The organism is Streptomyces sp. NPDC025273 (assembly GCF_040638585.1).
GTDB lineage: Bacteria > Actinomycetota > Actinomycetes > Streptomycetales > Streptomycetaceae > Streptomyces > Streptomyces cinereorectus.
This window is the reverse complement of record NZ_JBEZYP010000012.1, coordinates 1-23,593: the sequence shown is the minus strand read 5'-3', so window position 1 is coordinate 23,593 and position 23,593 is coordinate 1. Positions and strand designations below refer to the sequence as shown.

Annotated in this window: 25 protein-coding genes, 3 pseudogenes and 1 riboswitch; of the genes and pseudogenes, 17 read left to right on the top strand and 11 right to left on the bottom strand. The window is 71.3% G+C overall.

All coding sequences use genetic code 11. The annotated features are described in order from the left end of the window. The first annotated feature begins 4 nt into the window (after positions 1-4). The 6 genes and pseudogenes from AB0F38_RS20335 to AB0F38_RS20310 all read left to right on the top strand — a co-directional run bounded on the left by AB0F38_RS20335 (position 5) and on the right by AB0F38_RS20310 (position 4,419). Entirely contained in the window at positions 5-658 is a 654-nt protein-coding gene (locus AB0F38_RS20335) for a 1-hydroxy-2-methyl-2-butenyl 4-diphosphate reductase (protein ID WP_361894978.1), read from the top strand. A gap of 6 nt (positions 659-664) precedes the next feature. Next, positions 665-1,684 (top strand): adenosyl-hopene transferase HpnH, encoded by a 1,020-nt coding sequence (hpnH, locus tag AB0F38_RS20330; protein ID WP_361894975.1) that lies wholly within the window; start codon positions 665-667, stop codon positions 1,682-1,684. A 78-nt stretch (positions 1,685-1,762) separates the two neighbouring features. Next, positions 1,763-2,020: pseudogene (locus AB0F38_RS20325) on the top strand (1-deoxy-D-xylulose-5-phosphate synthase); the annotation flags it as partial. After that, positions 2,017-3,414, top strand: a complete 1,398-nt coding sequence (locus AB0F38_RS20320; protein WP_361894972.1) for an aspartate aminotransferase family protein — start codon at positions 2,017-2,019, stop codon at positions 3,412-3,414. The pseudogene AB0F38_RS20325 and the gene AB0F38_RS20320, both read left to right, overlap by 4 nt. Before the next feature lie 67 nt (positions 3,415-3,481). After that, positions 3,482-4,174 carry an XRE family transcriptional regulator gene (locus AB0F38_RS20315; RefSeq protein WP_361894969.1) on the top strand — a complete coding sequence of 231 codons (693 nt, stop codon included), beginning with the start codon at positions 3,482-3,484 and terminating at the stop codon, positions 4,172-4,174. 71 nt (positions 4,175-4,245) lie between these two features. After that, positions 4,246-4,419 carry a DUF6126 family protein gene (locus AB0F38_RS20310; protein WP_361894967.1) on the top strand — a complete coding sequence of 58 codons (174 nt, stop codon included), beginning with the start codon at positions 4,246-4,248 and terminating at the stop codon, positions 4,417-4,419. A gap of 62 nt (positions 4,420-4,481) precedes the next feature. On the opposite strand, the gene AB0F38_RS20305 is transcribed toward AB0F38_RS20310, so the two are convergent. Further along, entirely contained in the window at positions 4,482-5,291 is an 810-nt protein-coding gene (locus tag AB0F38_RS20305) for a tyrosine-protein phosphatase (RefSeq protein ID WP_361894964.1), read from the bottom strand. Between the two features lie 407 nt (positions 5,292-5,698). Further along, positions 5,699-5,870: riboswitch (cyclic di-AMP (ydaO/yuaA leader) on the top strand. A gap of 4 nt (positions 5,871-5,874) precedes the next feature. Between AB0F38_RS20305 and AB0F38_RS20300 the strand changes: the two genes are divergently transcribed. From AB0F38_RS20300 to AB0F38_RS20290, 3 genes are all read left to right on the top strand, one after another. Continuing rightward, positions 5,875-6,813 carry a LysM peptidoglycan-binding domain-containing M23 family metallopeptidase gene (locus AB0F38_RS20300; RefSeq protein WP_361894961.1) on the top strand — a complete coding sequence of 313 codons (939 nt, stop codon included), beginning with the start codon at positions 5,875-5,877 and terminating at the stop codon, positions 6,811-6,813. 188 nt (positions 6,814-7,001) lie between these two features. Further along, a complete protein-coding gene (locus AB0F38_RS20295) occupies positions 7,002-7,817 on the top strand; it encodes an SGNH/GDSL hydrolase family protein (protein WP_361894958.1) in 816 nt (271 codons plus the stop codon). 74 nt (positions 7,818-7,891) lie between these two features. Then, positions 7,892-8,341, top strand: a complete 450-nt coding sequence (locus AB0F38_RS20290; protein ID WP_361895466.1) for a GNAT family N-acetyltransferase — start codon at positions 7,892-7,894, stop codon at positions 8,339-8,341. On the opposite strand, the gene AB0F38_RS20285 is transcribed toward AB0F38_RS20290, so the two are convergent. Genes AB0F38_RS20285 through AB0F38_RS20260 form a run of 6 tightly spaced genes read right to left on the bottom strand, consistent with a single transcriptional unit; the run spans position 8,298 to position 14,555 of the window. Then, positions 8,298-9,206 (bottom strand): STM4011 family radical SAM protein, encoded by a 909-nt coding sequence (locus tag AB0F38_RS20285; RefSeq protein ID WP_361894955.1) that lies wholly within the window; start codon positions 9,204-9,206, stop codon positions 8,298-8,300. The two genes, AB0F38_RS20290 and AB0F38_RS20285, sit on opposite strands and share 44 nt — an antisense overlap. 58 nt (positions 9,207-9,264) lie before the next feature. Continuing rightward, on the bottom strand, positions 9,265-10,623 hold the full coding sequence (locus AB0F38_RS20280) for an STM4012 family radical SAM protein (RefSeq protein WP_361894952.1): 1,359 nt from the start codon (positions 10,621-10,623) through the stop codon (positions 9,265-9,267). Then, a complete protein-coding gene (locus AB0F38_RS20275; RefSeq protein WP_361895463.1) occupies positions 10,620-11,432 on the bottom strand; it encodes an STM4013/SEN3800 family hydrolase in 813 nt (270 codons plus the stop codon). The genes AB0F38_RS20280 and AB0F38_RS20275 overlap by 4 nt, the downstream gene beginning before the upstream one ends. 37 nt (positions 11,433-11,469) lie before the next feature. After that, positions 11,470-12,642 (bottom strand): STM4014 family protein, encoded by a 1,173-nt coding sequence (locus AB0F38_RS20270; protein WP_361894949.1) that lies wholly within the window; start codon positions 12,640-12,642, stop codon positions 11,470-11,472. Next, positions 12,623-13,588 (bottom strand): STM4015 family protein, encoded by a 966-nt coding sequence (locus AB0F38_RS20265; protein WP_361894946.1) that lies wholly within the window; start codon positions 13,586-13,588, stop codon positions 12,623-12,625. The genes AB0F38_RS20270 and AB0F38_RS20265 overlap by 20 nt, the downstream gene beginning before the upstream one ends. Positions 13,589-13,595: 7 nt before the next feature. Next, entirely contained in the window at positions 13,596-14,555 is a 960-nt protein-coding gene (locus AB0F38_RS20260) for an STM4015 family protein (protein ID WP_361894943.1), read from the bottom strand. A 164-nt stretch (positions 14,556-14,719) separates the two neighbouring features. On the opposite strand from AB0F38_RS20260, the gene AB0F38_RS20255 reads away from it, so the two are divergent. Further along, positions 14,720-15,046, top strand: a complete 327-nt coding sequence (locus tag AB0F38_RS20255) for a hypothetical protein (RefSeq protein WP_361894940.1) — start codon at positions 14,720-14,722, stop codon at positions 15,044-15,046. Between the two features lie 111 nt (positions 15,047-15,157). Next, on the top strand, positions 15,158-16,159 hold the full coding sequence (locus tag AB0F38_RS20250; RefSeq protein ID WP_361894937.1) for a DUF6745 domain-containing protein: 1,002 nt from the start codon (positions 15,158-15,160) through the stop codon (positions 16,157-16,159). A gap of 57 nt (positions 16,160-16,216) precedes the next feature. Here the strand turns inward: AB0F38_RS20250 and AB0F38_RS20245 are convergent, their stop codons facing one another. Beyond that, entirely contained in the window at positions 16,217-16,828 is a 612-nt protein-coding gene (locus AB0F38_RS20245) for a TetR/AcrR family transcriptional regulator (RefSeq protein ID WP_361894934.1), read from the bottom strand. Positions 16,829-16,882: 54 nt separating this feature from the next. Beyond that, positions 16,883-18,082 (bottom strand): Glu/Leu/Phe/Val dehydrogenase dimerization domain-containing protein, encoded by a 1,200-nt coding sequence (locus tag AB0F38_RS20240; protein WP_361894931.1) that lies wholly within the window; start codon positions 18,080-18,082, stop codon positions 16,883-16,885. 255 nt (positions 18,083-18,337) lie between these two features. Here AB0F38_RS20240 and AB0F38_RS20235 point away from each other — a divergent pair, with 255 nt between their 5' ends. From AB0F38_RS20235 to AB0F38_RS20225, 3 genes and pseudogenes are all read left to right on the top strand, one after another. Further along, entirely contained in the window at positions 18,338-18,778 is a 441-nt protein-coding gene (locus tag AB0F38_RS20235) for a PPOX class F420-dependent oxidoreductase (RefSeq protein WP_361894928.1), read from the top strand. Positions 18,779-18,891: 113 nt separating this feature from the next. Continuing rightward, positions 18,892-20,085, top strand: coding sequence for an MBL fold metallo-hydrolase (locus tag AB0F38_RS20230; RefSeq protein WP_361894925.1), 1,194 nt, complete (start codon positions 18,892-18,894; stop codon positions 20,083-20,085). 15 nt (positions 20,086-20,100) lie between these two features. Continuing rightward, a pseudogene (locus AB0F38_RS20225) lies at positions 20,101-20,247 on the top strand (transcriptional regulator); the annotation flags it as partial. Positions 20,248-20,277: 30 nt separating this feature from the next. Here the strand turns inward: AB0F38_RS20225 and AB0F38_RS20220 are convergent. Next, on the bottom strand, positions 20,278-21,132 hold the full coding sequence (locus AB0F38_RS20220) for a class I SAM-dependent methyltransferase (protein WP_361894922.1): 855 nt from the start codon (positions 21,130-21,132) through the stop codon (positions 20,278-20,280). A 114-nt stretch (positions 21,133-21,246) separates the two neighbouring features. Here AB0F38_RS20220 and AB0F38_RS20215 point away from each other — a divergent pair, with 114 nt between their 5' ends. Then, entirely contained in the window at positions 21,247-21,834 is a 588-nt protein-coding gene (locus tag AB0F38_RS20215) for a TetR family transcriptional regulator (RefSeq protein ID WP_361894919.1), read from the top strand. 81 nt (positions 21,835-21,915) lie between these two features. Here the strand turns inward: AB0F38_RS20215 and AB0F38_RS20210 are convergent. Beyond that, positions 21,916-22,172, bottom strand: a pseudogene (locus tag AB0F38_RS20210) (sulfite exporter TauE/SafE family protein); the annotation flags it as partial. A gap of 148 nt (positions 22,173-22,320) precedes the next feature. Here AB0F38_RS20210 and AB0F38_RS20205 point away from each other — a divergent pair. Together AB0F38_RS20205 and AB0F38_RS20200 are read left to right on the top strand one after the other, a co-directional pair. Beyond that, entirely contained in the window at positions 22,321-22,725 is a 405-nt protein-coding gene (locus AB0F38_RS20205; protein ID WP_361894917.1) for a DUF6153 family protein, read from the top strand. A gap of 120 nt (positions 22,726-22,845) precedes the next feature. After that, on the top strand, positions 22,846-23,469 hold the full coding sequence (locus AB0F38_RS20200; RefSeq protein ID WP_361894914.1) for a DUF305 domain-containing protein: 624 nt from the start codon (positions 22,846-22,848) through the stop codon (positions 23,467-23,469). The last annotated feature ends 124 nt before the right edge of the window (positions 23,470-23,593 follow it).

The window sequence follows — 23,593 nt, the reverse complement described above, 5'->3', positions numbered from 1 at the left end:
GCGGATGGGGGACGACCGGAGACCACCCGCCCCCGCCACGCCGCTGCTCATCGCCTGTGCGCTCGGCATCGAGCACATCGCCCTGCGCTCGGGCCGGGGGAAGGGCGCTCCCGGTCCGGTGACCGTCATCAGGACCGGGATGGGCCCCAAGGCCGCCGAGAACGCCGTCCGGCGCGCACTGGGGCGGGACGGCGCCCACGGGGCCGCTGTCATCGCCTCCGGCTTCTGCGCCGGACTGGCCCCCGGCATGCACCCCGGCGACCTCGTGGTGGCCGAGGAGACCCGGGACGAGAGAGGCACGACGCCCTGCGTCGGGACGGGCCTGCTCGTCGACGCCCTGGCCAGGGCGTCACCCGGCCGCGCCGTCCACACCGGGCCACTGACCGGCTCCGGCCATGTCGTCCGGGGACCCGAACGCGCCGGGCTCAGGGCCACCGGCGCCATCGCGGTGGACATGGAGTCCGCCGCCACCCTCCGCACCGCCGTACGGACCGGGGCGGGCCCTGTTGCGGCCGTACGGGTGGTCGTGGACGCTCCGGAGCATGAGCTCGTCCGCATCGGCACGGTCCGCGGTGGAATATCGGCATTCCGCGTTCTTCGTGCTGTCCTTCCGGCTTTCCATGAATGGCACCGATCTTTGCTGCTCCCCAGGAGGTGAGCCCAGATGGCCATGCCGCTCCGTCAGTCCATCAAGGTTGCGACGTATCTCATCGAACAGAAGCTCCGCAAACGGGACAAGTTCCCGCTGATCGTCGAGCTGGAGCCCTTGTTCGCCTGCAATCTGGCGTGCGAGGGCTGTGGGAAGATCCAGCATCCGGCCGGAGTCCTCAAGCAGCGCATGCCCGTGGCCCAGGCCGTCGGGGCGGTGCTCGAATCGGGTGCACCGATGGTGTCCATCGCCGGTGGCGAGCCGCTGATGCACCCGCAGATCGACGAGATCGTGCGTCAGTTGGTGGCGAAGAGGAAATACGTCTTCCTCTGCACCAACGCCCTGCTGATGCGCAAGAAGCTGGAGAAGTTCACGCCGTCGCCGTACTTCGCCTTCGCCGTGCACATCGACGGGCTGCGTGAGCGGCACGACGAGTCCGTCGCCAAGGAAGGCGTCTTCGACGAGGCGGTGGAGGCGATGAAGGAGGCCAAGCGGCGCGGCTTCCGGGTCACCACCAACTCCACCTTCTTCAACACCGACACCCCGCAGACGGTCATCGAGGTCCTCAACTACCTCAACGACGAGCTGAAGGTCGACGAGATGATGATCTCGCCCGCCTACGCCTACGAGAAGGCACCCGACCAGGAGCACTTCCTGGGCGTGGAGCAGACCCGTGAGCTCTTCAAGAAGTCCTTCGCCGGCGGCAACCGGGCCCGCTGGCGGCTGAACCACTCGCCACTCTTCCTGGACTTCCTGGAGGGCAAGGCGGACTTCCCGTGCACGGCCTGGGCGATCCCCAACTACTCACTCTTCGGCTGGCAGCGACCCTGCTACCTGATGAGCGACGGATACGTCCCCACGTACCGGGAGCTCATCGAGGACACCGACTGGGAGAAGTACGGCCGCGGCAAGGACCCGCGGTGCGCCAACTGCATGGCCCACTGCGGCTACGAGCCGACCGCCGTACTCGCCACCATGGGATCGCTGAAGGAATCCCTGCGCGCGGCACGGGAGACCGTCGGCGGGACCCGGTGAGGTCATGACCACCGGAGATCCCGTCGCACCGGGTACCCCGGGCTGCCGGCCCGGCCGATCGCGGTGCGCCGCCCCGGACAGCACGGGATGGTGGCGGTCGTCGAGGACAACAGCCGGGCGGGCGGAGTCGGTCCGGCCGCCGGACAGGCACTGCGGGACGCCGGCGTCGACGTACCGCTGCGGACGTACGGCCTCCCCGAGCGGTTCCTCGGGCGCGGCGAGGTGCCGGCGGACATCGGGCTCACTTCCCGGGAGATCGCCGGAGGGATCGGCGCGGCGCCGGCCCGCATCAGGGCGGCTGAGGACCGGATCGCGGCGAAGGAGAGTGGGGAATGAAGGACGACGGGACCGAGGGATTCGATCTGGCGCGGCTCCTCTCGGAACGCGGCGCCGAGCGCTACGAGCTGCACACCCGGCACCTCAACCACCAGCTGCCGCGCATGCTCCGCACCCTCGGCTTCGACAAGGTCTACGAGCGGGCCGAGGGCGCGTACTTCTGGGACGCGGACGGCAACGACTACCTCGACATGCTCGCCGGCTTCGGGGTGATGGGGCTCGGCAGGCACCACCCCGTCGTGCGCAAGGCGCTGCACGACGTACTCGACGCCTCGCTCGCCGACCTCACCCGCTTCGACTGCCAGCCGCTGCCCGGACTGCTGGCCGAGCGGCTGCTGGCGCACAGCCCGCATCTGGACCGGGTGTTCTTCGGGAACAGCGGGACCGAGGCGGTCGAGACCGCGCTCAAATTCGCCCGGTACGCCACCGGGAAGCCGCGCGTCCTGTACTGCGCGCACGCCTTCCACGGGCTGACCACCGGCTCGCTCTCGGTCAACGGCGAGTCCGGCTTCCGGGACGGCTTCGCGCCCCTGCTCCCCGATACGGAGATCCCGCTCGGCGACCTCGACGCCCTGCGACGCGAGCTGAAGCGCGGCGACGTGGCCGCTCTGGTCGTCGAGCCGATCCAGGGCAAGGGGGTCCAGGCCTCGCCTCCCGGCTTCCTGCGGGCCGCGCAGGAGCTGCTGCACCGGCACAAGGCGGTGCTCATCGCCGACGAGGTGCAGACCGGGCTCGGCAGGACCGGGGACTTCTACGCCTACCAGCACGAGGAGGGCGTCGAGCCCGATCTGGTCTGTGTGGCCAAGGCGCTCTCCGGCGGCTACGTGCCGGTCGGGGCGACGCTCGGAAAGGACTGGATCTTCAAGCGGGTCTACTCCTCCATGGACCGCGTCCTCGTCCACTCCGCGAGCTTCGGGTCGAACGCCCAGGCCATGGCGGCCGGACTCGCGGTGCTCGCCGTGATGGAGGACGAGGAGACCGTCGCGAACGCCCGCCGCACCGGAGACCTCCTGCGGGAACGGCTCGCGGCACTCGTCGGCCACTACGAGCTGCTCCACGAGGTCCGCGGGCGGGGGCTGATGATCGGCATCGAGTTCGGCCGGCCCTCCTCGCTGAAACTCCGTAGCCGTTGGACGATGCTGCAGGCGGCCCGGAAAGGGCTCTTCGCGCAGATGGTGGTGGTTCCGCTGCTGCAGAAGCACCGGATCCTCACGCAGGTCTCCGGCGATCATCTGGAGGTGATCAAGCTGATCCCGCCGCTGGTCATCGGCGAGCGGGAGGTGGACCGCTTCGTGACCGCCTTCACGGCCGTCATGGACGACGCGCACAGCGGGGGCGGGCTGATGTGGGACTTCGGCAGGACGTTGGTGAAGCAGGCGGTCGCCCACCGCTGAGCACCGGATGTTTTGCCTCTGGGGTAAGAAATTTGCCTGAGAGGAAAGATCCTGGCTCAATGGAGGTATGAATCCTCCCGAAGGAGGGGTGGCCGACGAGCTGCCGGGGGTCGCGCCACGCCTGCGCGACCTGCGTCGCGACCGAGGTCTCACCCTGGAGACCGCCGCCGGGCGGGCCGGGCTCTCCCCGGCGCACCTCTCCCGGCTCGAGACGGGCCGCAGGCAGCCCTCGCTGCCCATGCTGCTCGGACTCGCCCGCATCTACGGTACGACGGTCTCCGAGCTCCTCGGCGAGATGCCGCCCGAACGTGACGCGATCGTCCGCGGCGGTGCCGTGGGTGGCTCCTCGGGGAGGACGTTCGGGAGGCCCCCCTCCCCAGGGGGTTCCGGCACTGCCGCCTCCACCGGCACTGCCGCCTCCACGGGCACGGAGGCCGACGGCTGGCTGTACCACCAGGCCGGCGCACCGGGCCGCGCCATGCAGGCGCTGCGGGTGAGCGTCCCGTACGGAGCCCAGAGCGATCTCGTGCGTGTTCATCCCGGAGAGGAATGGCTGTACGTCCTCGACGGGCGGTTGCGGGTGGTCCTGGGGGAGACCGTGCACGACCTCGAGGCCGGTGACAGCGCGCACTACGACTCACTCACTCCGCACCGGATCGCCGCGCTCGACCGCGGAGGCGTGCGGCTGCTGTTCGTCCACACGCTGTTGCAGAGTCCCGCCGCCGAACTCTGTCTGGGCGACGAGGTCCACCGCGTGTGAACCCCGCCCGCCCCATCGTCCCGCACCCCCTTCGTCCACCTCGGCCCGAGCGGTCGAAAGAGAGGACTGTCATGTCCGATTCAACAGACTACGACCCGCTCACCCCGCGCAGGGAGAAGGGCGCGGACTCGCAGGAGCGGAAGATGCCCCGCGGTGTGGTCATCCGGCTCTTCGCGTACCTGGTGGCGGGGCACGTCATCGCGGCCTTCCTCTTCATCCTGTTCACCGTGGCGGGCAAGGGCTGACCCGCTCGGCCCCCGGCGACGGCCGGCCGCGCACGGCGAAGGGCTGACCCGCCGCGCCGGTCCTAGGCGTCCTCGACGAGACGCTCGCGCAGCCTCTCGCGGGTCACGGGGGTGAGCCTCAGACCCTCGGAGAGGTAGCGGTCCGTGCTGCCCCAGGTCTCCTCGATCGTCGTGAAAGCGGCGTCGAGGTAGTCGGAGTGCGCGGCGAACAGCGGATTGAGCAGCTCCATCACCTCGTCCGACATCCCCGCCGACGAGGTGTCGCTGCGCCGCACCCTGTAGCGGCGGTGCGCGTGGTCGGACTTCAGGTAGTCGGCCTCGATGGCTTCCCTCTCGACGCCGACGGCCAGCAGTGAGACCGCGATCGAGAGGCCGGCCCTGTCCTTGCCCGCGGCGCAGTGCATCAGCGCGGGCACGCTGTCCTCGGCCAGCGCGTGCAGCACCCGGCTGTGCTCGGCCGTACGGTCCCTGATGATCGACCGGTACGAGGCGATCATGCGGTCCGTCCCCTTGCCGTCGGCGAGGATCGAACGCAACTGCTGGATGTTCCCGTCGCGCACGAGCCGCCAGAACTCGGCGCCGTCGGCCGGGTCGGAGAGCGGAATGCTCACATTCCGGACGCCGGGCAGTTCCACGTCGTGGCCGTCGAGCTTGTGGTCCGCCGCGTTGCGGAAGTCGAAGACCGTGTGCAGGCCGAGGCCGGCGAGGAAGGCGGCGTCGGCCTCGGTGGCGTGCGCCAGGTGTCCACTGCGGTAGAGGCGCCCGTGCCGCACCTTCCGGCCGTCCACGGTCGGGAGCCCGCCCACATCGCGGAAATTGCGGACACCGGTCAGCTCGGTGTCGGTCGACGGAACCTCTGGCAGTTGCGTCACAAGGACTCCTGGAGTGTCTGGCGTCGGCGCCGCTCGCCGACGAGGGCACGCTCGCGACGATACGACATGCATTCATCGGGCAACCGTCTCGGCCTTCGTCCCGTTTTCGGCTCGGCTCAAAAGGGAGGGAAGCGGCGTGATGTCCGGATTGGCGTATTTAGCGGAACATGCCCTGCTTGTGCGGGAGATGGTGGGCGGCAGGTGAGCGGGATCATATCCGTGACGGTGTGTGGCGGAATCGGATGCGGGTATTCCGGACTCTGCGCGGAAAGCCAAGATCCGTAATCCACGGAGTGTGACCGGAATTCCGGTCGGGAAATGCGGAGCGGATTCCGGTTCGCAACCGACGGCTTGTTCCCGGCGTCCTGGCTCGCTTACGGTCACGGTCAATCCGGACGGAACGCCTAATCCTGCCGCCGCCCGGAATCCGCACCGACCAACGTGTGGCAGGAGCGGGGGAACCAGGTAAGCCGCCGACCGGAGTGATCCGGAACGGCTCGGGGTCAAGTCGCGTCCAGCGCGACCGGGCATCTCCAGCCCGAATCCGACAGCTCACCTCGTAGGCGCCGGAGAGGAATTCCCCATGCCCGCAAAGGGTAAGCACCGTCGTACCAGGACCGGCCCGATCTCCCGCGGTGTCCTCGCCGTCGGGACCGGCGGCGCCGTTCTCGCTCTTCCGCTGATCGGCGCCACCGGCGCGCACGCGGCGGACCAGGCCGCGCCTGCCGCCAAGTCCGCCGCCGCTGCGGCGCACAGCACGCCCGCCGCCTCGGTGGCGAAGAAGCAGAGCGCCCCGAAGACGTACTCCGTGGTCCCGGGCGACTACCTGTCGAAGATCGCGGCAGACCAGAAGCTCAAGGGCGGCTGGGAGAAGCTGTACAAGGACAACCGCGAGGTCGTCGGCGACAACCCGAGCCTGATCTTCCCGGGCATGAAGCTGACCCTCGGCGCCAAGGCGTCCGGTCCGGCCACGCAGTCCGCGCCGAAGGCCGCCCCCTCCAAGGCCGCGCCCTCGAAGGCCGAGCCGGCTCCCGAGCCGACCGCCCCGGCCGAGAGGAAGACGACGACGGTCGCCAACGCCGCCGACTCCACCGCTGCTTCCGAGGGCAACAGCTCCGGCTGGGCCTCCCCGGTCGCCGGTGCCAACGTCACCACCCCGTACCGCGCCTCCGGTGCCAGCTGGTCCAGCGGCTACCACACGGGATCCGACTTCCAGGCCGCCTCCGGCACCAGCATCCGGTCCATCGGCCCGGGCACCGTGGTCTCGGCCGGCTGGAGCGGTTCGTACGGAAACGAGGTCGTCATCCAGCACAGCGACGGCATGTACTCCCAGTACGCCCACCTGTCGTCGCTCGGCGTCTCCGCCGGCCAGACCGTCACCGGCGGCCAGCAGATCGGCCTCTCCGGCTCCACCGGCAACTCCACCGGCCCGCACCTCCACTTCGAGGTCCGCACCGGCCCGAGCTACGGCTCCGACGTCGACCCGATCGCCTACCTGCGCTCGCACGGGGTCTCCATCTGAGCGTCTCCGGGCAGGCGTCCGGCATGAGTGTCCTCATGTGACGCGGAGAAAAGGGGCGGTGCGCGGCGGCGCGCCGCCCCTCTTCTGTTCCGGCTTTACCAAAACCTGACCGGGTGGTCTTTCTCACCACCCGTCAACCCTGTATTACGGTCGCGTAGGTCACATTCGAAGGTGCAGGATATGCGCTTGTGGCAGACGATTCGAGAAACACACGACGAGGCATCATCGGGTCGTACGCAGCGATTGGCGACAGCTTCACCGAAGGTGTCGGGGACCCCGGCCCCGACGGGAGACCCCTCGGCTGGGCCGACCGGTTCGCGGTCATCCTCGCGGACCAGCTCACGGTCCCCGCGGCGGCGGCCGGCCCGCACGGGAACTTCCGGTACGCCAATCTCGCCGTACGCGGACGCCTCCTCGACCAGATAGTCGAGGAACAGGTCCCCCGCGCCAAGGAGCTGGCACCGGATCTGGTGAGCTTCTGCGCGGGCGGCAACGACATCATCCGGCCCGGCTCCGACCCGGACGACGTCGCGGAGCGCTTCGAGCGCGCGGTCGCCGAACTGACGCGGGTGGTCGGCACCGTCATGGTCACCACCGGCTTCGACACCCGTCACGTTCCGGTGCTCCGGCACCTGCGCGGCAAGATCGCCACGTACACCGCCCATGTCCGGTCCATCGCCGACCGCTACGACTGCCCGGTCCTGGACCTGTGGTCGCTGCGGTCCGTGCAGGACAGGCGCGCCTGGGACGACGACCGGCTGCATCTCTCGCCCGAGGGGCACACCCGGGTCGCGCTGCGCGCCGCCCAGGTCCTGGGACTCGACGTACCGGCCGACCCCGACCAGGTGTGGCCGCCGCAGGCGCAGCGAGGGACGTTCGAGGTGCGGCGCGACGACATCCACTGGGCGCGTGAGTACCTCGTGCCGTGGATCGGACGGCGGCTGCGCGGCGAGTCCTCCGGCGACCATGTCGAGGCCAAGCGCCCCGACCTGCTGCCGCTGTGAGTCCCCTGACGGACAGTGCGGTACCGGACCCGGTGGCCTGCGCGCCGTCCGGTCCGGCGCCCGGCGCGCAGTGGGTGCTGCGCGCCGCGCGGGCCGAGGACGTCGAGGCGGTCGCGGAGCTGCGGGCCCTCGTCATGCGCGCGGACCTGGAGCGGCTCGGGCGCTACGACGAGCACCGGGTGCGGCAGCGGCTGCGGGATGCGTTCACCACGCGCTACACCTCCCTCGTCATGGCCGGCGGTGAGTTCGCGGGATGTGTCACGGTCCGGCCCGCCGCCGACGGGAAGCTGCTGGAGCACTTCTACCTGACACCGCACCACCAGGGCCGGGGTCTCGGATCCGCCGTGCTGCGCGCGGTGCTGGAGGACGCCGACCGGGAGGGTGTGGCCGTACGGCTGAACGTCCTGCGCGGCAGCGCCGCCCGCAGGCTCTACGAGCGACACGGATTCGTCCAGGAGGCCCAGGACCCGGTCGACGTCTTCATGGTGCGTCCGCCGGGCCCGGGCGCCGCTCCGCGAGCCTGACCGGCGACAGCGCGACGGTCTGCCGACGGGCGGGTATCCGCTCCAGCACACCGCCCGCGAACACGTCGTACAGCGGCAGCGTCTCCAGGTGCACGTAACCGATGTGACAGTCGCACACCTCGACCGGGCAGCCGCGGGGGCCGAGGGAGCGCCGGTAGCTGCCGTCATAGAGGTTGCCCAGCTCGGCCCGGACGAAGTGGCAGCGCCGCACCGTCCCCTCACCGTCCACCGAGATGACCGACTCGCCCGTCCGGCAGGGCAGCCCCGCCGAACTGTGGGGGTGCCTGCTGTACGGGAACAGCGGGTCCAGCTCCGTCCACCGGTCCGCCTCCTCGTCCGTATAGGCGTGCCCCTCGGCGGCGTTGACCCAGAGGTACACCTCGTCGGGCAGCGCGGCACGCAACTGCCGGGCCTCCGGCAGGTGTTCGTCCAGCCCCACCACCCCGACGCTGAACCGCACCCCGAGGTCCGTCAGCTCCCGGCACCTGCCGAGGAACCGCTCGTACGGTGTCTGCCCCGGGTGGTACGTGCACCACAGGGCGACCTTGTCGCGCTCGGCGCCGGTCAGCCAGCCGGTACGGGCGCTGAGGTTGGTCTGGACGGCGACCCGGCCGACGTGCGGCAGCCGCGACAGCTCCACGACCGCCCGCCGGTACCAGGAGCGGACCAGCCCCTCGCCCCACGGGGTGAACAGCACCGACAGCCGGTCGCCGCTCTGCGCGCCGGCCCAGGCCGTGAACCGCTCCAGGGCGGCCCGGTCCTCGCGCAGCTGCTCGCCGCTGTCCCGCCGCTTGGCGAAGGGGCAGTAGGGGCAGTCGTAGTCGCACGAGGACAGCGGGCCCCGGTACAGGATCGTCAGGTCCATGCTCATCGGCCCCTGTTCGTCGCGTGCGCGGTCCGGACGGCCGAGCGCATCGGGCGGCTCACTTCAGCTCGTACGCGGCCATCGCGGCCCGTACGGCGGGGGAGAAGAGCTCCGGGCCCAGCGCGTCGGAGTGGGCCAGGCCCTCGGGCGAGAGCCGCAGCAGACCGGGGGCCGCGGACGGGGCCAGCCAGCCGCGCCCGGCGATGAGGTCCAGCTCCGCGGCGAAGTCGGCCCGGGGATCCGACCCGAACCGCTCGCGGTACTCCTCGGACCGCAGGCCCCGTGCCTGGAGCAGCGACTGCAGCAGATGGCGCCTGCGCGCCTCGTCGCCGTCGACGTACCGGCCGACCTCGGCGCGCGAGAAGTCCCCGGTCGCCGTGAACCCGTCGATGATGCCCCTGATCTCCCGCATCTCCACCGCGTAGTCGAAGGAGTAGTGCAGCGAGGAGGTGTACGAGCGGGCACCGCAGCCGAGCCCGATCATGCCGTCGGTCTGGCAGGCGTAGTCGTCGGGACCCGAGCGCGGGGCGTCGGCGCGGCGGAACATCCGCATCGACACCTGCTCGTACCCCTGGGCCAGCAGATGGTCCCGGCCCGCACGGTAGAGGCGCAGCCGCTGCTCGTCCCAGGCGGCGTCCGACCCGTCCGGTGGACCGGCCGCGGTGCCCTGGCGGCCGAGACCGGTCAGCGGGCGCACGTACAGCGGGTAGAGGTACAGCTCCTCCGGACGCCAGGACAGGGCGGCGTCCAGCGAGGTGCGCCAGGTCTCCTCCGTCTGACCGTCGATGCCGTAGATCAGGTCGATGTTGAGGACCGGGATACGGGCGTCACGGATCCGGCCGAGTGCCGCCTCCACCTCGGACCGGCGCTGCGGACGGACCGCCGCGCGGGCCTCGGCGTCGACGAAGCTCTGCACACCGATGCTGATCCGGGTGGTACCGCGGTCGGCGAGCACGGCCAGCCGGTCCGCCGTCGCGGTCGAAGGCGAGGTCTCCACCGACAGGGGCACGGACCGCAGATCGGCGCCCATCCGCTTCTCCGCGATGTCGCAGAGCCGCTCCAGCTCACCGGCGGTCAGGAAGGTGGGGGTGCCGCCGCCGAACGCGGCAGCCGCGAAACGGACCGGCTCGTCCTCGCCCAGCGCGTCCCGCACGGCGCAGGCCTGGCGGTCCAGCGCGTCGAGATAGCGCGCGGTCAGCTCGCCGGGCGCGCCGATCCGGGTGAACAGGTTGCAGAAGCCGCAGCGCACCTCGCAGAACGGTATGTGGAGATAGAGGGAGAGCGCGTCCTTGCGCTCCGCCGCCCACAGGTCGCTCAGCAGGGGCCGGCCGGCGGCCTGTCCGTTGAGCGGCCGGTACGCCGTCTTGTGCGGGTAGGCGTAGACATAGCTCTGGTAGGGCCTGGTGATGCCGGTCATCGAGATGCCCCCGGGGCGAGGAAGAAGTGGGCGTACGGCACGGTCCAGACCGCTTCGTGACCGAGCCGGTGGCCCGTGTACCCGTCGTCGCCGTAGGCCGTGCCGTGGTCGGAGCAGACGATGGCGAAACACCTGCGCCGGCTGCTCGCCGCGGCGAAGAGACGCCCGATGTGCTTGTCCACGTACTCCAGGGCGGCGGCGTGGGTCTCCCGGGAGTCACCCGCGTCGGCGGTGGCTCCGGGCAGGTGGAACCAGTTGGGCTGGTGCAGGGCCGAGACGTTGACGAAGAGGAACAGCTTCTGCTCCTGCGGCAGTTCCGCGACGACCTGCTCGGCACGGGCCACCTGTTCCTCGAAGGACGTCGGCGAGGCGACCCCGAACTCCGGCTCCCAGTGGCTCTCCTGGAACATTCCGGGCAGCACCGAGCCGAGCGGCGGGCGACGGTCGAAGAAGCCGACACCGCCGACGCACACCGTGCGGTATCCGGCTCCGACCAGGCCGGAGAGCAGATCAGGGGTGTCATGGACGAAGGTGCCGTCCGCGGTGGTCTCACTGCCCGCGAAGCGTGCCGCGAACAGCCGCGGGTGCCGGCCGGGCGATGCGGGCGTCGGCAGGAAGCCGGCGAAGATCGCCTGGTGGGAGGCGTAGGTGAAGCTGCCCGGCGCATGCCTCTTCTCCCAGACACCGCCCGGCAGATGCCGGGCCAGGTTGGGCAGACGGCCGGCGGCGGCCAGCTCCGCGGCGACGTCGTGGCGCAGCGTGTCCAGGGTGACGAGCAGCAGATCGTCACTGCCCACGACCGTGTTCATATCGGGATTCCGGGTGTCCGCCACGACGGACGGCGCGTCAGGGGGCAGTGATGGCACGGTCATTCCTCGCACATTCGTTCCTCGGCCGTTCCTCGTTGTTCCTCAGCACGGCGGCCACCTGGGCCGCGTACGTGTCCAGGCCTTCCGCACCGCTCCCCGGCAGGCCGGTCAGCCGTGGCAGGAGGTCCCCGAAGGCATTGACCTCCCCGACGGCGAAGCGCCGCCAGCCGGTGGCGGGCAGCAGATCGACGCCCACGCACAGCGTGTCCGGGAAGCAGGCCGCGGCCTGCTCGCACACGGCCAGGGCCGCACGCCAGCTGCCGCCCGCCGCCTCGACGGCGGCCCGCACCTCGTCGAGATCGCCGCGGACCCCGCCCAGATGCAGATTGGTCATGGGGGACCGGCTGGTCCGCACGACGGCGTGCGTCGCCCGGCCCGCGACCACGACGACCCGGAGGTCGGCCACCCGCCCCCGCTGCGACGCCTTGGGCAGCCAGCGCTCGATGTGCAGACCGTCCGGGGCGAGCGCGTCGACGACCGCCGACACCTCGTGCTCGGTCGTGCAGCGGCGCACCCGCAGGGAGTTGAAGAGCCTTCCCTCGTCGTCCCGCTCGACGGACGTGGTCGCCCGCACCCGGTGGGCGCCGGCCGTCTCCACGGCCAGCACTCCGGAGGCGGACGAACCGTGCGCGGGTTTCACGAACACCCGTGGCATGCGGTGGGCGGCCATCAGCTCACGCACGTCCGCCCACCCCCGCACCGGGGCCGCCGAGGGCCCCGATGTGGGCGAGGCCGGCACGGGCACCCCGGCAGCTTCCAGCACACCGTGGCAGAGCCTCTTGTCGAACAGGACGGTGATGTCGTCCGGATCGTTCAGCAGAACGGCTCCGGCCGTCGTCGCCGCCCGCGCCACGTCCCGTACCGCCGAGGTGAAGCGGGCGTACCAGCGAGCCGAACCCTCCACTCTGGTCGGGTCGTCGACCCCGCGCAGCAGCCGCTCGACCTCGGCGTCCTCGCCCGGCGAGTCGATGCGCACGCGCTCACCCGGCAGGAAGGACGCCTCGCCCCTCAGCACCTCCAGCCAGGACACGGTGCGCGCGTCCGGCAGCCCGGCGGCGCGCACGGCGTCCTGGAAGAGGGCCACCCTGCGGTTGCCGGGATTGCCGACGACCGCGAAGCGCGGCGGCACGCTATTCGCTGACCGCGACATAGCGGGGCTCGTCGTCCGCCGGATCCCAGTCGTCCGCCTCCTCCAGGTCGACCTGGACGCCGGCGCGGGCGCACAGATCCCTGATACGCGAGACCAGCGGATCGGTGAGGTAGTGGTGGTGCAGATCCAACGAGGTCAGATGGGTGAGCGGCTGACCGTCGAGGAGCGCCTGCGCCCCGTCGTCGCCGAGGGTGCCCATCGCGAGGGAGAGCGAATCCAGCTGGGCGACGACCGGGGCGGAGGCGACCACCCTCGCGATCTCGTCCTGGATCTCGCTGTTCTGCAGGCCCAGGTGGCGCAGCCGGGGAAACGTGGCGCCCGACAGCACCGGACGCATGTCCTCGACCGTGGCGTCACCGCCGTACCAGTCGGCACCGAACCAGAACTCCAGCCGCTCCAGGGCGGGCAGCTCGGACGCGCCGACCGCGCGCACGACGTGGCCGGGCAGGCCGCCGGACTCGAACCGCAGCGATCTCAGCTTCTGATGCCGCACCGGCCGCAGTCGCAGCTTCTCCTCCTCCGGGACGGAGTCCCCACCGCCGCGCACCGTCAGCTCCTCCAGGAGTGGGAAGGCGTCGATCAGCGGGGTGATGTCGCACATCTCCAGCCAGGACACCTCGCACTCCTCGCCCACCACATCGGCGAGGAACAGGGCGCGAAGGGCCGTGAACCGATGGGCGTCTGCGGCGATCCGCTCCACCACGGGGGCGAACGAGGTGTAGTCGTCCTGCCACCACGGGCCGATCAGCAGCGCCCGGACCCGCGTCGGGTCGACCGTGCCGAGGAAGTGCTGCCAGAGCTCCGGGAACGTCAGCCCCTTCCAGGCGCACTCCAGCCGCCAGGCCACGGAGTCCGCCTCGGGCAGGGTCCCCGGTACAAGATCGTCGGGGACGGGCAGTGTGAGGACCTTCAGACCGTGAAAGGCGTCGGGGTGTTCGATCGTCACCGTGCCCTCACTCCGCAACCGTGGTGTAGCGCCCTGCCGCGCCACGGTTGTCCCACGGCTCGCAACGCTCGGACAGGTCGACCCGCACACCGTGCGGCTCCAGGGCCTCGGTGATCCTGCGTTCCAACGGCTCGGTCAGGAAGTGATGATGCAGGTCGAGCGTGGTGAGATGGGTGAGCGGCTGGCCCTCGAGCAGGGCGGCCGCTCCCTCGTCCCCGAGCGTGCCGCAGGACAGGTCCAGCGTGCGGAGCCGGGCGACGACGGGGGCCGAGGCTATCGCGGCCGCGATCTCGTTCTCGATCTCGCTGTTGCGCAGGCCCAGATGGTGCAGCTGCGGGAAACGGTTGCCGGAGAGCAGCGGCGCCAGGGCCGGGAGGTCCGTGTCGCCGCCGTAGGCCGAGACTCCCAGCCAGAGATCGAGGACCTCCAGCGCGGGCAGCTCGCTGTCCAGCACGCCGCGCACCACCTCCACGGGCAGGCCGCCCGACTCCATGACGAGTGCCCGCAGGGACTCGTGCTTGACCGGGGGGAACACCAGGTCGCTGCCGCCGCGCACGCCGAGCGCCTCCAGGCCGGGGAACGCGGTGAGGAGCGGCGTGACGTCGGACTGCTGGATCCAGGAGATCTCGGCCTCCTCCATCACCAGGTCCCCGACGAAGACCGCGCGCAGCGACGTCAGCCGGTCGGCCGCGGCGACGACGAGACCGATGGGGTACGACGACGTCTCCTCGTACGTCTCACCCCACTGCCCGATGATCAGAGCCTCGACCCCGGCCGGGTCGACGGCTTCGAGGAACGACGTGAACTCCTGCTCCCACGTCCGGTCCTCCGTGTCCGGGTCGAACGGATCGACGCTGATGCGCCAGGCGACGGCATCGGCCGCCGGCCGGGCGGTCCCACCGGTCTCGTGCTGGAAGTCGACGGCCGGAAGGCCGAGCAACTCGTGCAGGTGATCCACACCGGACATGGCACTGAGCTCCTGATAGCGAGGGCGGTTGTTGTCCGCAAGGTGTATCAAGTCCCACTGACAACGGTCGGACCGGGCCTGTTCCGCGGCCGATTGTCAGACCCCCGCCGTAGCGTTCCATCCGTGGCCGGCACAGCGGGTGCCGTCACTGAGGGGAGACGTCTGTGTACCGGCAGGGCGATGTACTGATCGTGGCGCTGGACGAGTCGGAGGTGCCCGCGCACTTCCTCGACGCACCGGGCGAACCGCGCGACGGGCGGGGACGGCTGGTGCTCGCGCTGGGAGAGGTCACCGGGCACGCCCACGCGGTGCAGGGACCGGGGCGGCTGATGCGGGAGGCCGGACCGGTCGGCCCGATGATGCTCCATCTCCCCGACGGCGGACGGGTGGTGCACGAGGAGCACGCGGCGATAGCGCTGCCGAAGGGCTGGTTCCGCGTGGTGCGTCAGCGGGAGTACGCCCCGGGCGCCGTCCGTATGGTCGCCGACTGACCGTCGCGGCGGTGCGTGCGACGGCAGGGCGGACGCGGTGAACGAGATCTACGTGATGGACGCGGTGATGTGCGGCCAGCAGACCGGAACAGACAGGGGACGGGAACACCGATGCAGTACGTGAACGCATGGCGGGCCGTGGCAGCGGCGACGGGCGAGGCGGACCGGGGCGCGGCCGAGGACGGGGTGCGGCTCGCCTACCGCGGCGCCGGGCTCGCCGAGCCGGAGCGCATCATCTGGGCCGACTCGCCCAGGGCGGCCGTCGAGGCGGTGGAGAAGCTCGCCGACGCGGGGCGCTCGGTGCGCGAGGACGTCCGCACCCGCCCCTGGGCGGAGGAGCGCCGTCGGATGTACGACGAGCTGGGCCCGGCGGGCTGGTCCGCCCTGTGGTCCGCAACCGGGGCCCAGCTGTGGGAGACCACGGCCGCGCTGGCCGAGCGCATACGTGCGGGGGTCGTCGCGGAGCTCGCCCCGCGGCCCGAGGACGAGTCCGCCGTGCGTCTGCTCCTGCTCGACGCGGTCCTCGGCCAGCACGACGCGGCGTGGCTCGCCGCCTTCGACGGCCGGGGCGACCGGCTGACGGGACTGGCCGAGGTCGCCAGGAACGCCGGCTGGTGGTGGCCCTACGAGCGTGCCGTCGTGATCAGCGAACGGCCCGTGGCGCTCCACCGCGACGAGGCGGGACGGCTCGACCGGGGAGACGGCCCGGCGCTCGCCTACCGTGACGGCTTCGCGCTCCACGCCTGGCGCGGCATGCCCGTACCGGCCGAATTCCTCGACGGGCTGGCATCCCTGACCCCCGACCGGATACGGGCCGAGGAGAACGCGGAGCTGCGCCGCGTGATGCTGGAGTACTACGGATACGACCGCTATCTCACCGAGTCGGGCGCCGAGCCGGTCCACCGCGACGAGACCGGCATCCTCTGGCGGATCGCGCTGGACGGCGACGAGGACGTCGTGATGGTCGAAGTCGTCAACTCGACCCCGGAGCCGGACGGGACCAGCCGCACGTACTGGCTGCGCGTACCGCCCCGGACCAGGACGGCGAAGGAGGGGGTCGCCTGGACCTTCGGGCTCGAAGGGGCGGCCTACGCCCCGGTGCGCCAGACCTGACCAGGGCTGCTGCCCGCGGCCGGTTACCGCGGCCTGCCGCTGACCGCGCGAGACCGGTCAGGCCGTCAGTACCGTGTGCTCGATGCCGAGTTCGCGGGCGAGTGCCTCCTCGGACCACCGCAGCATCGTCGCCCGGGAGAGCGGACCCGCGTACGACGTCATCTGGACGGCCAGGCCGTCCAGAAGAGCGGTCAGCCGCCAGGCCACGGACACCGGGTCGGCGCAGTGGAATTCACCGGCGGCGGCGCCCTCCTCGATCACCTCGGCCAGCTCCGCCTTCCACCGCTGGTCGAGGTCGCCGGCCACCTCGCGCAGCGTGGGGTCGCGCAGCGAGGCCGCCCAGCCCTCGATCCACAGCCGCCAGCCCTTGGCCCGGCCCGTCGGCGCGTACCAGCGGACGGCCGCCCGGAGACGGCGTACCGCACTGGTGCGACGGGTCAACAGCCTGCGCAGATGGGCAAGATCCGCCTCCGCCGCGTACGCGAACGCGGCCGCCACCAGCTTCTCCTTGGTGGAGAAGTGGTAGAGCACCAGTGCGTTGCTCACGCCCAGGACTGAGGCGACATCGGCGATCCGCACCGCGGACACACCCCGCACCTCGATCTGTTCGACCGCAGCGCGCAGGAGCTCCTCACGCCGCTCCGCCACGCTCAGCCGTACCCTCGCCACGCGCTCACCCTAACCAATGTGCCCGAACGGCAGCGGTCGCCCGCGACCGTGGCCCTACCGGTACCAGCCGAACCGTTCAGCCATCACCGGCAGCCGCTCCGCGACGATCGCGTGCGCGGCCGCCCGCGGCGTGCAGCCGTCGGCCTCCGCCCGGTCCAGCATCCGGTCGGTCAGGGCGCGTATCGCGCGGCGGGTGTGCGCGAACGCCTCCTCCGCGTCCGCCCCGACGTCCCCGAACAGGGTCCACCACCACCAGGCGTTGGTACCGGAGTTGACGACCACGTCCGGCAGCACCATGATTCCGCGCTCCCGGAGCAGCGCCTCCGCCTCCGGCAGCACCGGCATGTTCGCCGCCTCGATCACCCAACGTACCCTCACCGAGGCATGGTTCGAGGCATCGACGGCGTACGGGACGGCAGCCGGGACCAGCACCTCCGCGTCCGCCGCCAGCCAGGCGCCGGCAGGCAGCTCACGGTCCCCGTCCCGCAGGGCGCCGCGGTCCACCGTCCCGAACGCGTCCCGCGCGGCCAGCAGCGCCTCGACGTCCAGCCCCGCCGGGTTGGCGATCGTCCCCCTGACATCGGCGACCGCCACGACCGTGAGGCCGGCCCGGGAGAGGAAGCGAGCCGTCGCGCCTCCCATGGTGCCCAGCCCCTGCACGGACACCCGGGCATCGCCGTACGCGACTCCCGCACGGTCCAGCGCGGCGAGCGCGGATTCGGCGACCCCGCACCCCCCGACCAGCTCGTCCAGCCCGATCCCGTCCACCGTGACGCCGAACGCGTCCGCGAGCCGCCGCCGGGCCGCCGCCTCGTCGTCCAGGAGCGGATAGACCGCCTGGACCGTGGAGACCAGCCCCGCCTCGGCCGCGGCCCGGTCGACGAGGTCCTGGGTCAGCCCGAGATCCTCGCCGGTCGTCCAGACGCTCTCGACGTACGGGCGCATGGCCCGCAGATAGCGGAGCAGCACCCCGTAGGCCCCGGGGGCGCGCGGATCGAAGTCGATGCCGCCCTTGGCGCCGCCCAGCGGGATGTAGCGCGCCCCGGTGTCCTCCGCGTCGAAGTGGAGCGCCTCTTTCATGGTCATGCCACGGGCCAGGCCTGCCACCTCGTCGAGCGTGCACCCCTGCCGCATCCGCAACCCGCCGCTGGCGACACCGCGCACGAGCCGGTCCACGACGAGGTACCCCCGGGTGCCGGTGACGTGATCCGTCCAGGTCAGGGAGATATGCGGGGCGGCGGACGGGGGCGTCATCAAGCGGCTCCTTGATCGGCGTTACTGAACCGTCGGTCAGTATCAGGACAGGGCCGTACACCTGTCAAAGAGCTTTCCATCAGGTGGGGGACCGGAGCACGGCGCAACCGTTGGGTTACCGAAGGCCATGACGTGCTCCCGGGTGCCGCCGCGGCGGGCGGCCCTCACCGCGGCGACGGGCGGGACCCCGCAAGATGTGACACCAACGGGCGGCGGATGCGGAATCCTGCGGCGTGCACGGACGTTGGAGTCGGCATGGCGGACATCGAACACCGGCGCGCAGCACTGCTCCGACTCATCGGCGAGCACGACGGCGGGGTGCTCGTCACCCTCAAGCGGGACGGCAGACCCCAGCTGTCCAACGTGAACCACGCGTACTACCCGGAGGAAGGGGTGATCCGGATCTCCGTCACCGAGGGCCGGGCCAAGACGCGTAATCTCCGTCGCGACCCGCGTGCGAGCTACCACGTGACCAGTGACGACCGGTGGGCCTGGACCGTCGTCGACGCCACGGCCGAGCTGACCCCGCCCGCCGCCCGGCGTGACGACGCGGCCGTGGAGCAGTTGGTCACGCTCTACCGCGATGTCAAGGGCGAGCACCCCGACTGGGACGACTACCGGCGGGTGATGGTCGAGGACCGCAGGGTCGTCCTGACACTGCGGATCGAGCACGTGTACGGGCAGCCCCGTGGCTGACACGGCGCCGTCCGTGCGGGGAGCGGTCGGTGCCCCTCCGTCCACCGTCGAACCCTCGCCCCGCCGCACCTCCCGCCCGTAATGAGACGACACCGACTCCATCAGGAGATGTTGTGACCGGCGCAGACAACCAGCCTTCGCTCCGTACGAGACTCCGCTCGCTGCGCCCCGGCGGCTTCGGAGCGGATCCGGCCGGAGCGCGCATGGAGCGCATACGCCGATCGCCGAATTTCGCCGACGGGGTGTTCCAGAACCCGGTGGGGGCACGGACCAGGCCGTCCGGTTCCATGCTCGAATTCGCCAAGGTGTACTTCCACCGGGAGCAACGGGCCCGCAGGTCGCCTGACGGTACGGTGCCCGTCCACGCCGGCACCCTGGCCGACCTCGCCCGCCCGCCCGCGACGGGCCTGCGGCTGACCTGGATGGGCCACTCCAGCGTGCTCGCCGAGATCGACGGCAGGCGGGTGCTCTTCGACCCGGTCTGGGGCGAGCGCTGTTCGCCCTTCGCCTTTGCCGGGCCCAGGCGGCTGCACCCCGTGCCGCTGCCGCTGGCCGCGCTCGGCGCCGTCGACGTGGTGGTGATCTCGCACGACCATTACGACCACCTCGACCTGCCCACCATCAAGGCCCTGGCAGGGACGGAAACGGTCTTCGCCGTGCCTCTCGGGGTCGGAGCCCATCTGGAGCGGTGGGGCGTGCCCCTCGACCGGATCCATGAGCTCGACTGGAACGAGACCGTACGGATCGCCGGGATCAGCCTCACCGCCACCCCGGCGCGTCACTTCTGCGGGCGCGGCCTGCGCAATCAGCAGCACACGCTCTGGGCGTCGTGGGTCGTCGCGGGTCCCGAGCACCGGATCTACCACAGCGGCGACACCGGCTATTTCTCCGGCTTCCAGGACATCGGAGCCGAGCACGGCCCCTTCGACGCGACCATGATCCAGGTCGGCGCCTACTCGGAGTACTGGCCGGACATCCACATGACCCCAGCCGAGGGCCTCCGGGCGCACCTCGACCTGCAGGCGGACCGGCCGCACGGCGTAGTGCTGCCGATCCACTGGGGCACCTTCAACCTGGCCCCGCACGCCTGGGCCGAGCCGGGGGAGTGGATGAAGGACGCGGCGGACGAGGCCGGGCAGGCAGCCGCGTTTCCTCAGCCGGGTGAGCCGTTCGAACCGTCTGGGGAGCTTCCCTCCGACGCTTGGTGGAGGGCGGTGTCGGCGCCGATTGCACACCCGTGGCGGCGTCCGAAGGTGACGGATGCACCGGTACCCCGCGAAGAAGTCGATCTTGCGCGCGAGTGGTGAAGGGTCGGCGCCGCCACCAAGGCGTTGCACTCCTTCGCTCTGACGATGATGGACGACCACCTTCAGTCCTGCGTCGCCGATGCCGTCGCGCAAGGTGGCGACCAGGTCCAGGGCGAGATTGCGGAAACCTCCCGGACGGGCGCTCGCATGGTCAGCTCCTGAGCGGCAGCAGCCGGCCGATTCAAGCGTCTGTCAGTGCGGTGCCGCCCCGCGGGCGGCGGTGACCAGCCAGGAACCGCTGCGCAGCCACACCGCGCCGTCCGCTTCGTGGCGGTGCAGGGCGGCTGTCAGTGCCTGGCGGGCCTCGGTCTGCTCCGGCCGGCCGACCTGGTTGAGCAGGTGGCGTCCAGGGCCGGAGTCGAGCAGGAACGCCGCGGCATCCGCCGCGTCGGCACCCCAGTTCCCCGGTACCTCCACCCGCTGCGCGTCGACTCCGGTGAACCCGCCCGCCGCGAGCAGGGCGCGGATACGGTCGGGATCGGTGAGCGAGAACATGCCGGGCCCACCCGCTCTTCCGAAGCCGCCGAGCGGCAGAATGCCCTTCAGCGAGGCCAGTGCCTCAAGCCACTCGTTGGTCTCGGCTTCGGCCGCGCAGATGAAGGCCAGCCGGCCGCCGGGCCGCAGTGCGCGGTGGAGGTTGGTGAACGCGGCGACGGGGTCGCTGAAGAAGGTCATGCCGTAGCGGCTGATGACCTTGTCGAACCTCGCGGCCTCGAAGCGGTGGACTTGGGCGTCGCCTTGAACGAAGGAGACGTTGTCCACGCCTTCCCGTCGGGCGCTGTCGCGGGCCTTCTCCAGCATCGGGCCCGACAGATCCAGCCCGAGCGCCTGGCCGCGGTGGGCGCGCTGTGCCGCGAGGCGGGTGGTGCGGCCCGCTCCGCAGCCGATGTCGAGGACGGAATCGGTCTCCGAGACGGCCGCGGCCTCCAGGAGGGGCTGGTTGAAGCCGTCGTTGACGGCGTCCCAGCGTTCCTGGCTGCGTGCCCATTGCTCGCCTTCGTAGCCGTTCCATGCCTCGGCCTGTGCGGTGTTGGCGAATCGACCCATGGGTGACTCCCTCCGGCCGGGCGCGGTGAGGAGCCCCGGCTCTAGTATGGGCAAGTGCCCAAACAGTATGGGCGAGCGCCCATACTTGCAACGGGTCAAAGGGAAGGGGCGGTTGTGTCACCTCGTGGTGTGGCGATTCCTGACGTGCGTGAGCGGCTGTTCGAGGCTGCGGAACGGGTGGTGGCCCGTGACGGCGCGGCGGCCCTGACCAGCCGAGCCGTCACTGCGGAAGCGGACTGCGGCAAGGGTGTCCTGCACACGCACTTCGCCGGCCTGGACGAATTCGTCGCTGAACTGGTCCTGGACCGGTTCGCGCGCAGTGCCCACCAGGCCCAGGCGCTGGAGGCGAAGGTCGGGCAGGCCACGGTCGCGCACAACCTGCGGGAAGTCGCCCTCGCCCTGATGGACGCTCTGCCTCCCGCAGTGGTGGGCCTGGCGATGACATGCCCAGCAGCCGTGCTCCACGCCCGCGAGGGTCTCCGGTCCGGCGCGCCCGCGTTCGACGCGATCCAGCAGGCCTTCACCGTCTACCTGCAGGCGGAGCAGCGAGGCGGTCGGTTGCCCGATGCCGCCGACTCGGCCACCATCGCGCTCGCGCTTGTCGGCACGATCCACCACTTGCTGATGACCCGCGCTCCCGGACGAGCAGAGGCCGCGAAGGTGACTGTGGAGCGGCTGTTGGCCGTACTGCTTCGCAGCTGACTCCGAGGCGCCATGAACCTCAGGGCGCCTTGCGACAGCGGCCCAGAGCTGTGGGGCGCTCGGCTGTGAGACGTCAGCGCGGATCTGGACCGCGTAGGGCGCACCGATGTCGGTAGCGGGGACAGCCAGCAGAAGCCGAAGTGCCGTCTCGGGAAGGCGTGGCTGGAGATGTGCGCCAAGACGGCCGCCGGCCAGGCCTCCCACCCCACAGGACAATCCGAGCAGCCGGTCGGGAGCTACGTCGCCCGTGGCGGCCAGGGAGTGCGGCGCGCAGGCGACGCGCCGACGACGGACCTCACGAAGGTGGAGGCCAGGGCGGCAGTCGCGACCGTGGCCACGGCGGTTCACGGGTGGGCGGATGGGCGCGGGCCCGTCGGGCGGAGCTGGATCGACTCATGAGAGCCGTCTCGAAAAGCACTGGCAGTCGTCACGCGGTCGGTGGATCGGGCGAGGCGGAGGCGCCGGGGCGGACCGTAGGATGACCGCATGGCCAGCCCGATGCAGCCCTCGAGCCGTCGCCCCGCGGGGCGCGGCTTTCTGCTGCTGGTGCTGGCGGTGCTGGCCGGTGTGCTCGCGATGCACGGCCTCGGCCCGGGATCCGCTCCTGCGAAGCAGCCGACGGTTGCCAGTGGTCACGCCATGGCGCCCGCGCATGAATCGGCCGTCCATCAGATGGCCGGAGACTGCTCGCACGGCGATGGCGGAGCGAATCATCACGCCGACGCAACGTGTGCGGCGACCGGTGTCGGCGTTCCCTACGCGCCGCCCGTGCTCGCCGCGACTCTCGATGCCGCGCCCGTACCGGCGGCGCTGCCCGGCAGCGCGGCGGGGACCCCTGAGGGCGGCCGAGCGCCACCCGACCTCTCTGAGCTGCAACTCCTGCGGATCTAGGACCACCCGCACGGCACCTCCTCGCATGGCTCGACCGGCGAGTGATGCCGCGCTTCGGCACATCCTCGTTCCGCATCGGCGCCCGCCCGCCAGGGCGGCGCACCAAGGAGTCGCACCATCATGAAGAAGAACCTCATCCGCCGTACCGCCCTCGTCGTCACCGCAGGCGCCGCGTCCCTCGTGCTCGCCGCGTGCGGGTCGAGCGGTGACACCTCCGGCGGGCACGACGGTCACGGCTCGTCGTCCTCGGCCTCCTCGTCCGCTCCGGCCTCCCAGGGCCGGCACAACGCCGCCGACGTCGCGTTCGCCAAGGGGATGATCCCCCATCACCGCCAGGCAGTGGAGATGGCCGACCTCGCGCCTGGCAGGGCCGAGGCCACCGAGGTCAAGAAGCTCGCCGACCAGATCAAGATGGCCCAGGACCCGGAGATCAAGACCCTGTCGGGCTGGCTGACCTCCTGGGGCGAGCAGGTTCCCGCCGAGGGCGCCATGGACCACTCCATGCACGGCACAGGCGGCATGATGACCCCCGAAGAGATGGACAGCCTGAAGCAGGCGTCCGGCAAGGCGTTCGACACCGCCTTCATGGAAATGATGATCCAGCACCATGAAGGGGCCGTGGCGATGGCCCAGACGGAGAAGGCCGACGGCGCCTTCCCGGATACCCAGAAGATGGCGGACGCCATCATCACCTCGCAGACCGCCGAGATCGCCAGGATGAACAGCCTGCTCGGCAAGAGCTGACCCACCCGGCGCAGGGGTGGGGGGGGGGGGGGGGCCGCCCCCCCCCCCCCCCCCCCCCGGGCCCCCCCCCCCCCCCCCCGTGGGTTAGCGGGGCCGGGCCGCCCGCCGGCCCCCCGCGCGGCCG

What these genes read in the sequence shown, in the direction of transcription:
- AB0F38_RS20260 (WP_361894943.1), bottom strand. Translation starts at nt 14,555, where the DNA reads ATGTCCGGTGTGGATCACCTGCACGAGTTGCTCGGCCTTCCGGCCGTC.
- AB0F38_RS20240 (WP_361894931.1), bottom strand. Translation starts at nt 18,082, where the DNA reads ATGACGCCCCCGTCCGCCGCCCCGCATATCTCCCTGACCTGGACGGAT.
- AB0F38_RS20250 (WP_361894937.1), top strand. Translation starts at nt 15,158, where the DNA reads ATGCAGTACGTGAACGCATGGCGGGCCGTGGCAGCGGCGACGGGCGAG.
- AB0F38_RS20205 (WP_361894917.1), top strand. Translation starts at nt 22,321, where the DNA reads ATGGCCAGCCCGATGCAGCCCTCGAGCCGTCGCCCCGCGGGGCGCGGC.
- AB0F38_RS20310 (WP_361894967.1), top strand. Translation starts at nt 4,246, where the DNA reads ATGTCCGATTCAACAGACTACGACCCGCTCACCCCGCGCAGGGAGAAG.
- AB0F38_RS20285 (WP_361894955.1), bottom strand. Translation starts at nt 9,206, where the DNA reads ATGGACCTGACGATCCTGTACCGGGGCCCGCTGTCCTCGTGCGACTAC.
- AB0F38_RS20235 (WP_361894928.1), top strand. Translation starts at nt 18,338, where the DNA reads ATGGCGGACATCGAACACCGGCGCGCAGCACTGCTCCGACTCATCGGC.
- AB0F38_RS20275 (WP_361895463.1), bottom strand. Translation starts at nt 11,432, where the DNA reads ATGAACACGGTCGTGGGCAGTGACGATCTGCTGCTCGTCACCCTGGAC.
- AB0F38_RS20200 (WP_361894914.1), top strand. Translation starts at nt 22,846, where the DNA reads ATGAAGAAGAACCTCATCCGCCGTACCGCCCTCGTCGTCACCGCAGGC.
- AB0F38_RS20280 (WP_361894952.1), bottom strand. Translation starts at nt 10,623, where the DNA reads ATGACCGGCATCACCAGGCCCTACCAGAGCTATGTCTACGCCTACCCG.
- AB0F38_RS20320 (WP_361894972.1), top strand. Translation starts at nt 2,017, where the DNA reads ATGAAGGACGACGGGACCGAGGGATTCGATCTGGCGCGGCTCCTCTCG.
- AB0F38_RS20220 (WP_361894922.1), bottom strand. Translation starts at nt 21,132, where the DNA reads ATGGGTCGATTCGCCAACACCGCACAGGCCGAGGCATGGAACGGCTAC.
- AB0F38_RS20300 (WP_361894961.1), top strand. Translation starts at nt 5,875, where the DNA reads ATGCCCGCAAAGGGTAAGCACCGTCGTACCAGGACCGGCCCGATCTCC.
- hpnH (WP_361894975.1), top strand. Translation starts at nt 665, where the DNA reads ATGGCCATGCCGCTCCGTCAGTCCATCAAGGTTGCGACGTATCTCATC.
- AB0F38_RS20315 (WP_361894969.1), top strand. Translation starts at nt 3,482, where the DNA reads ATGAATCCTCCCGAAGGAGGGGTGGCCGACGAGCTGCCGGGGGTCGCG.
- AB0F38_RS20335 (WP_361894978.1), top strand. Translation starts at nt 5, where the DNA reads ATGGGGGACGACCGGAGACCACCCGCCCCCGCCACGCCGCTGCTCATC.
- AB0F38_RS20270 (WP_361894949.1), bottom strand. Translation starts at nt 12,642, where the DNA reads ATGTCGCGGTCAGCGAATAGCGTGCCGCCGCGCTTCGCGGTCGTCGGC.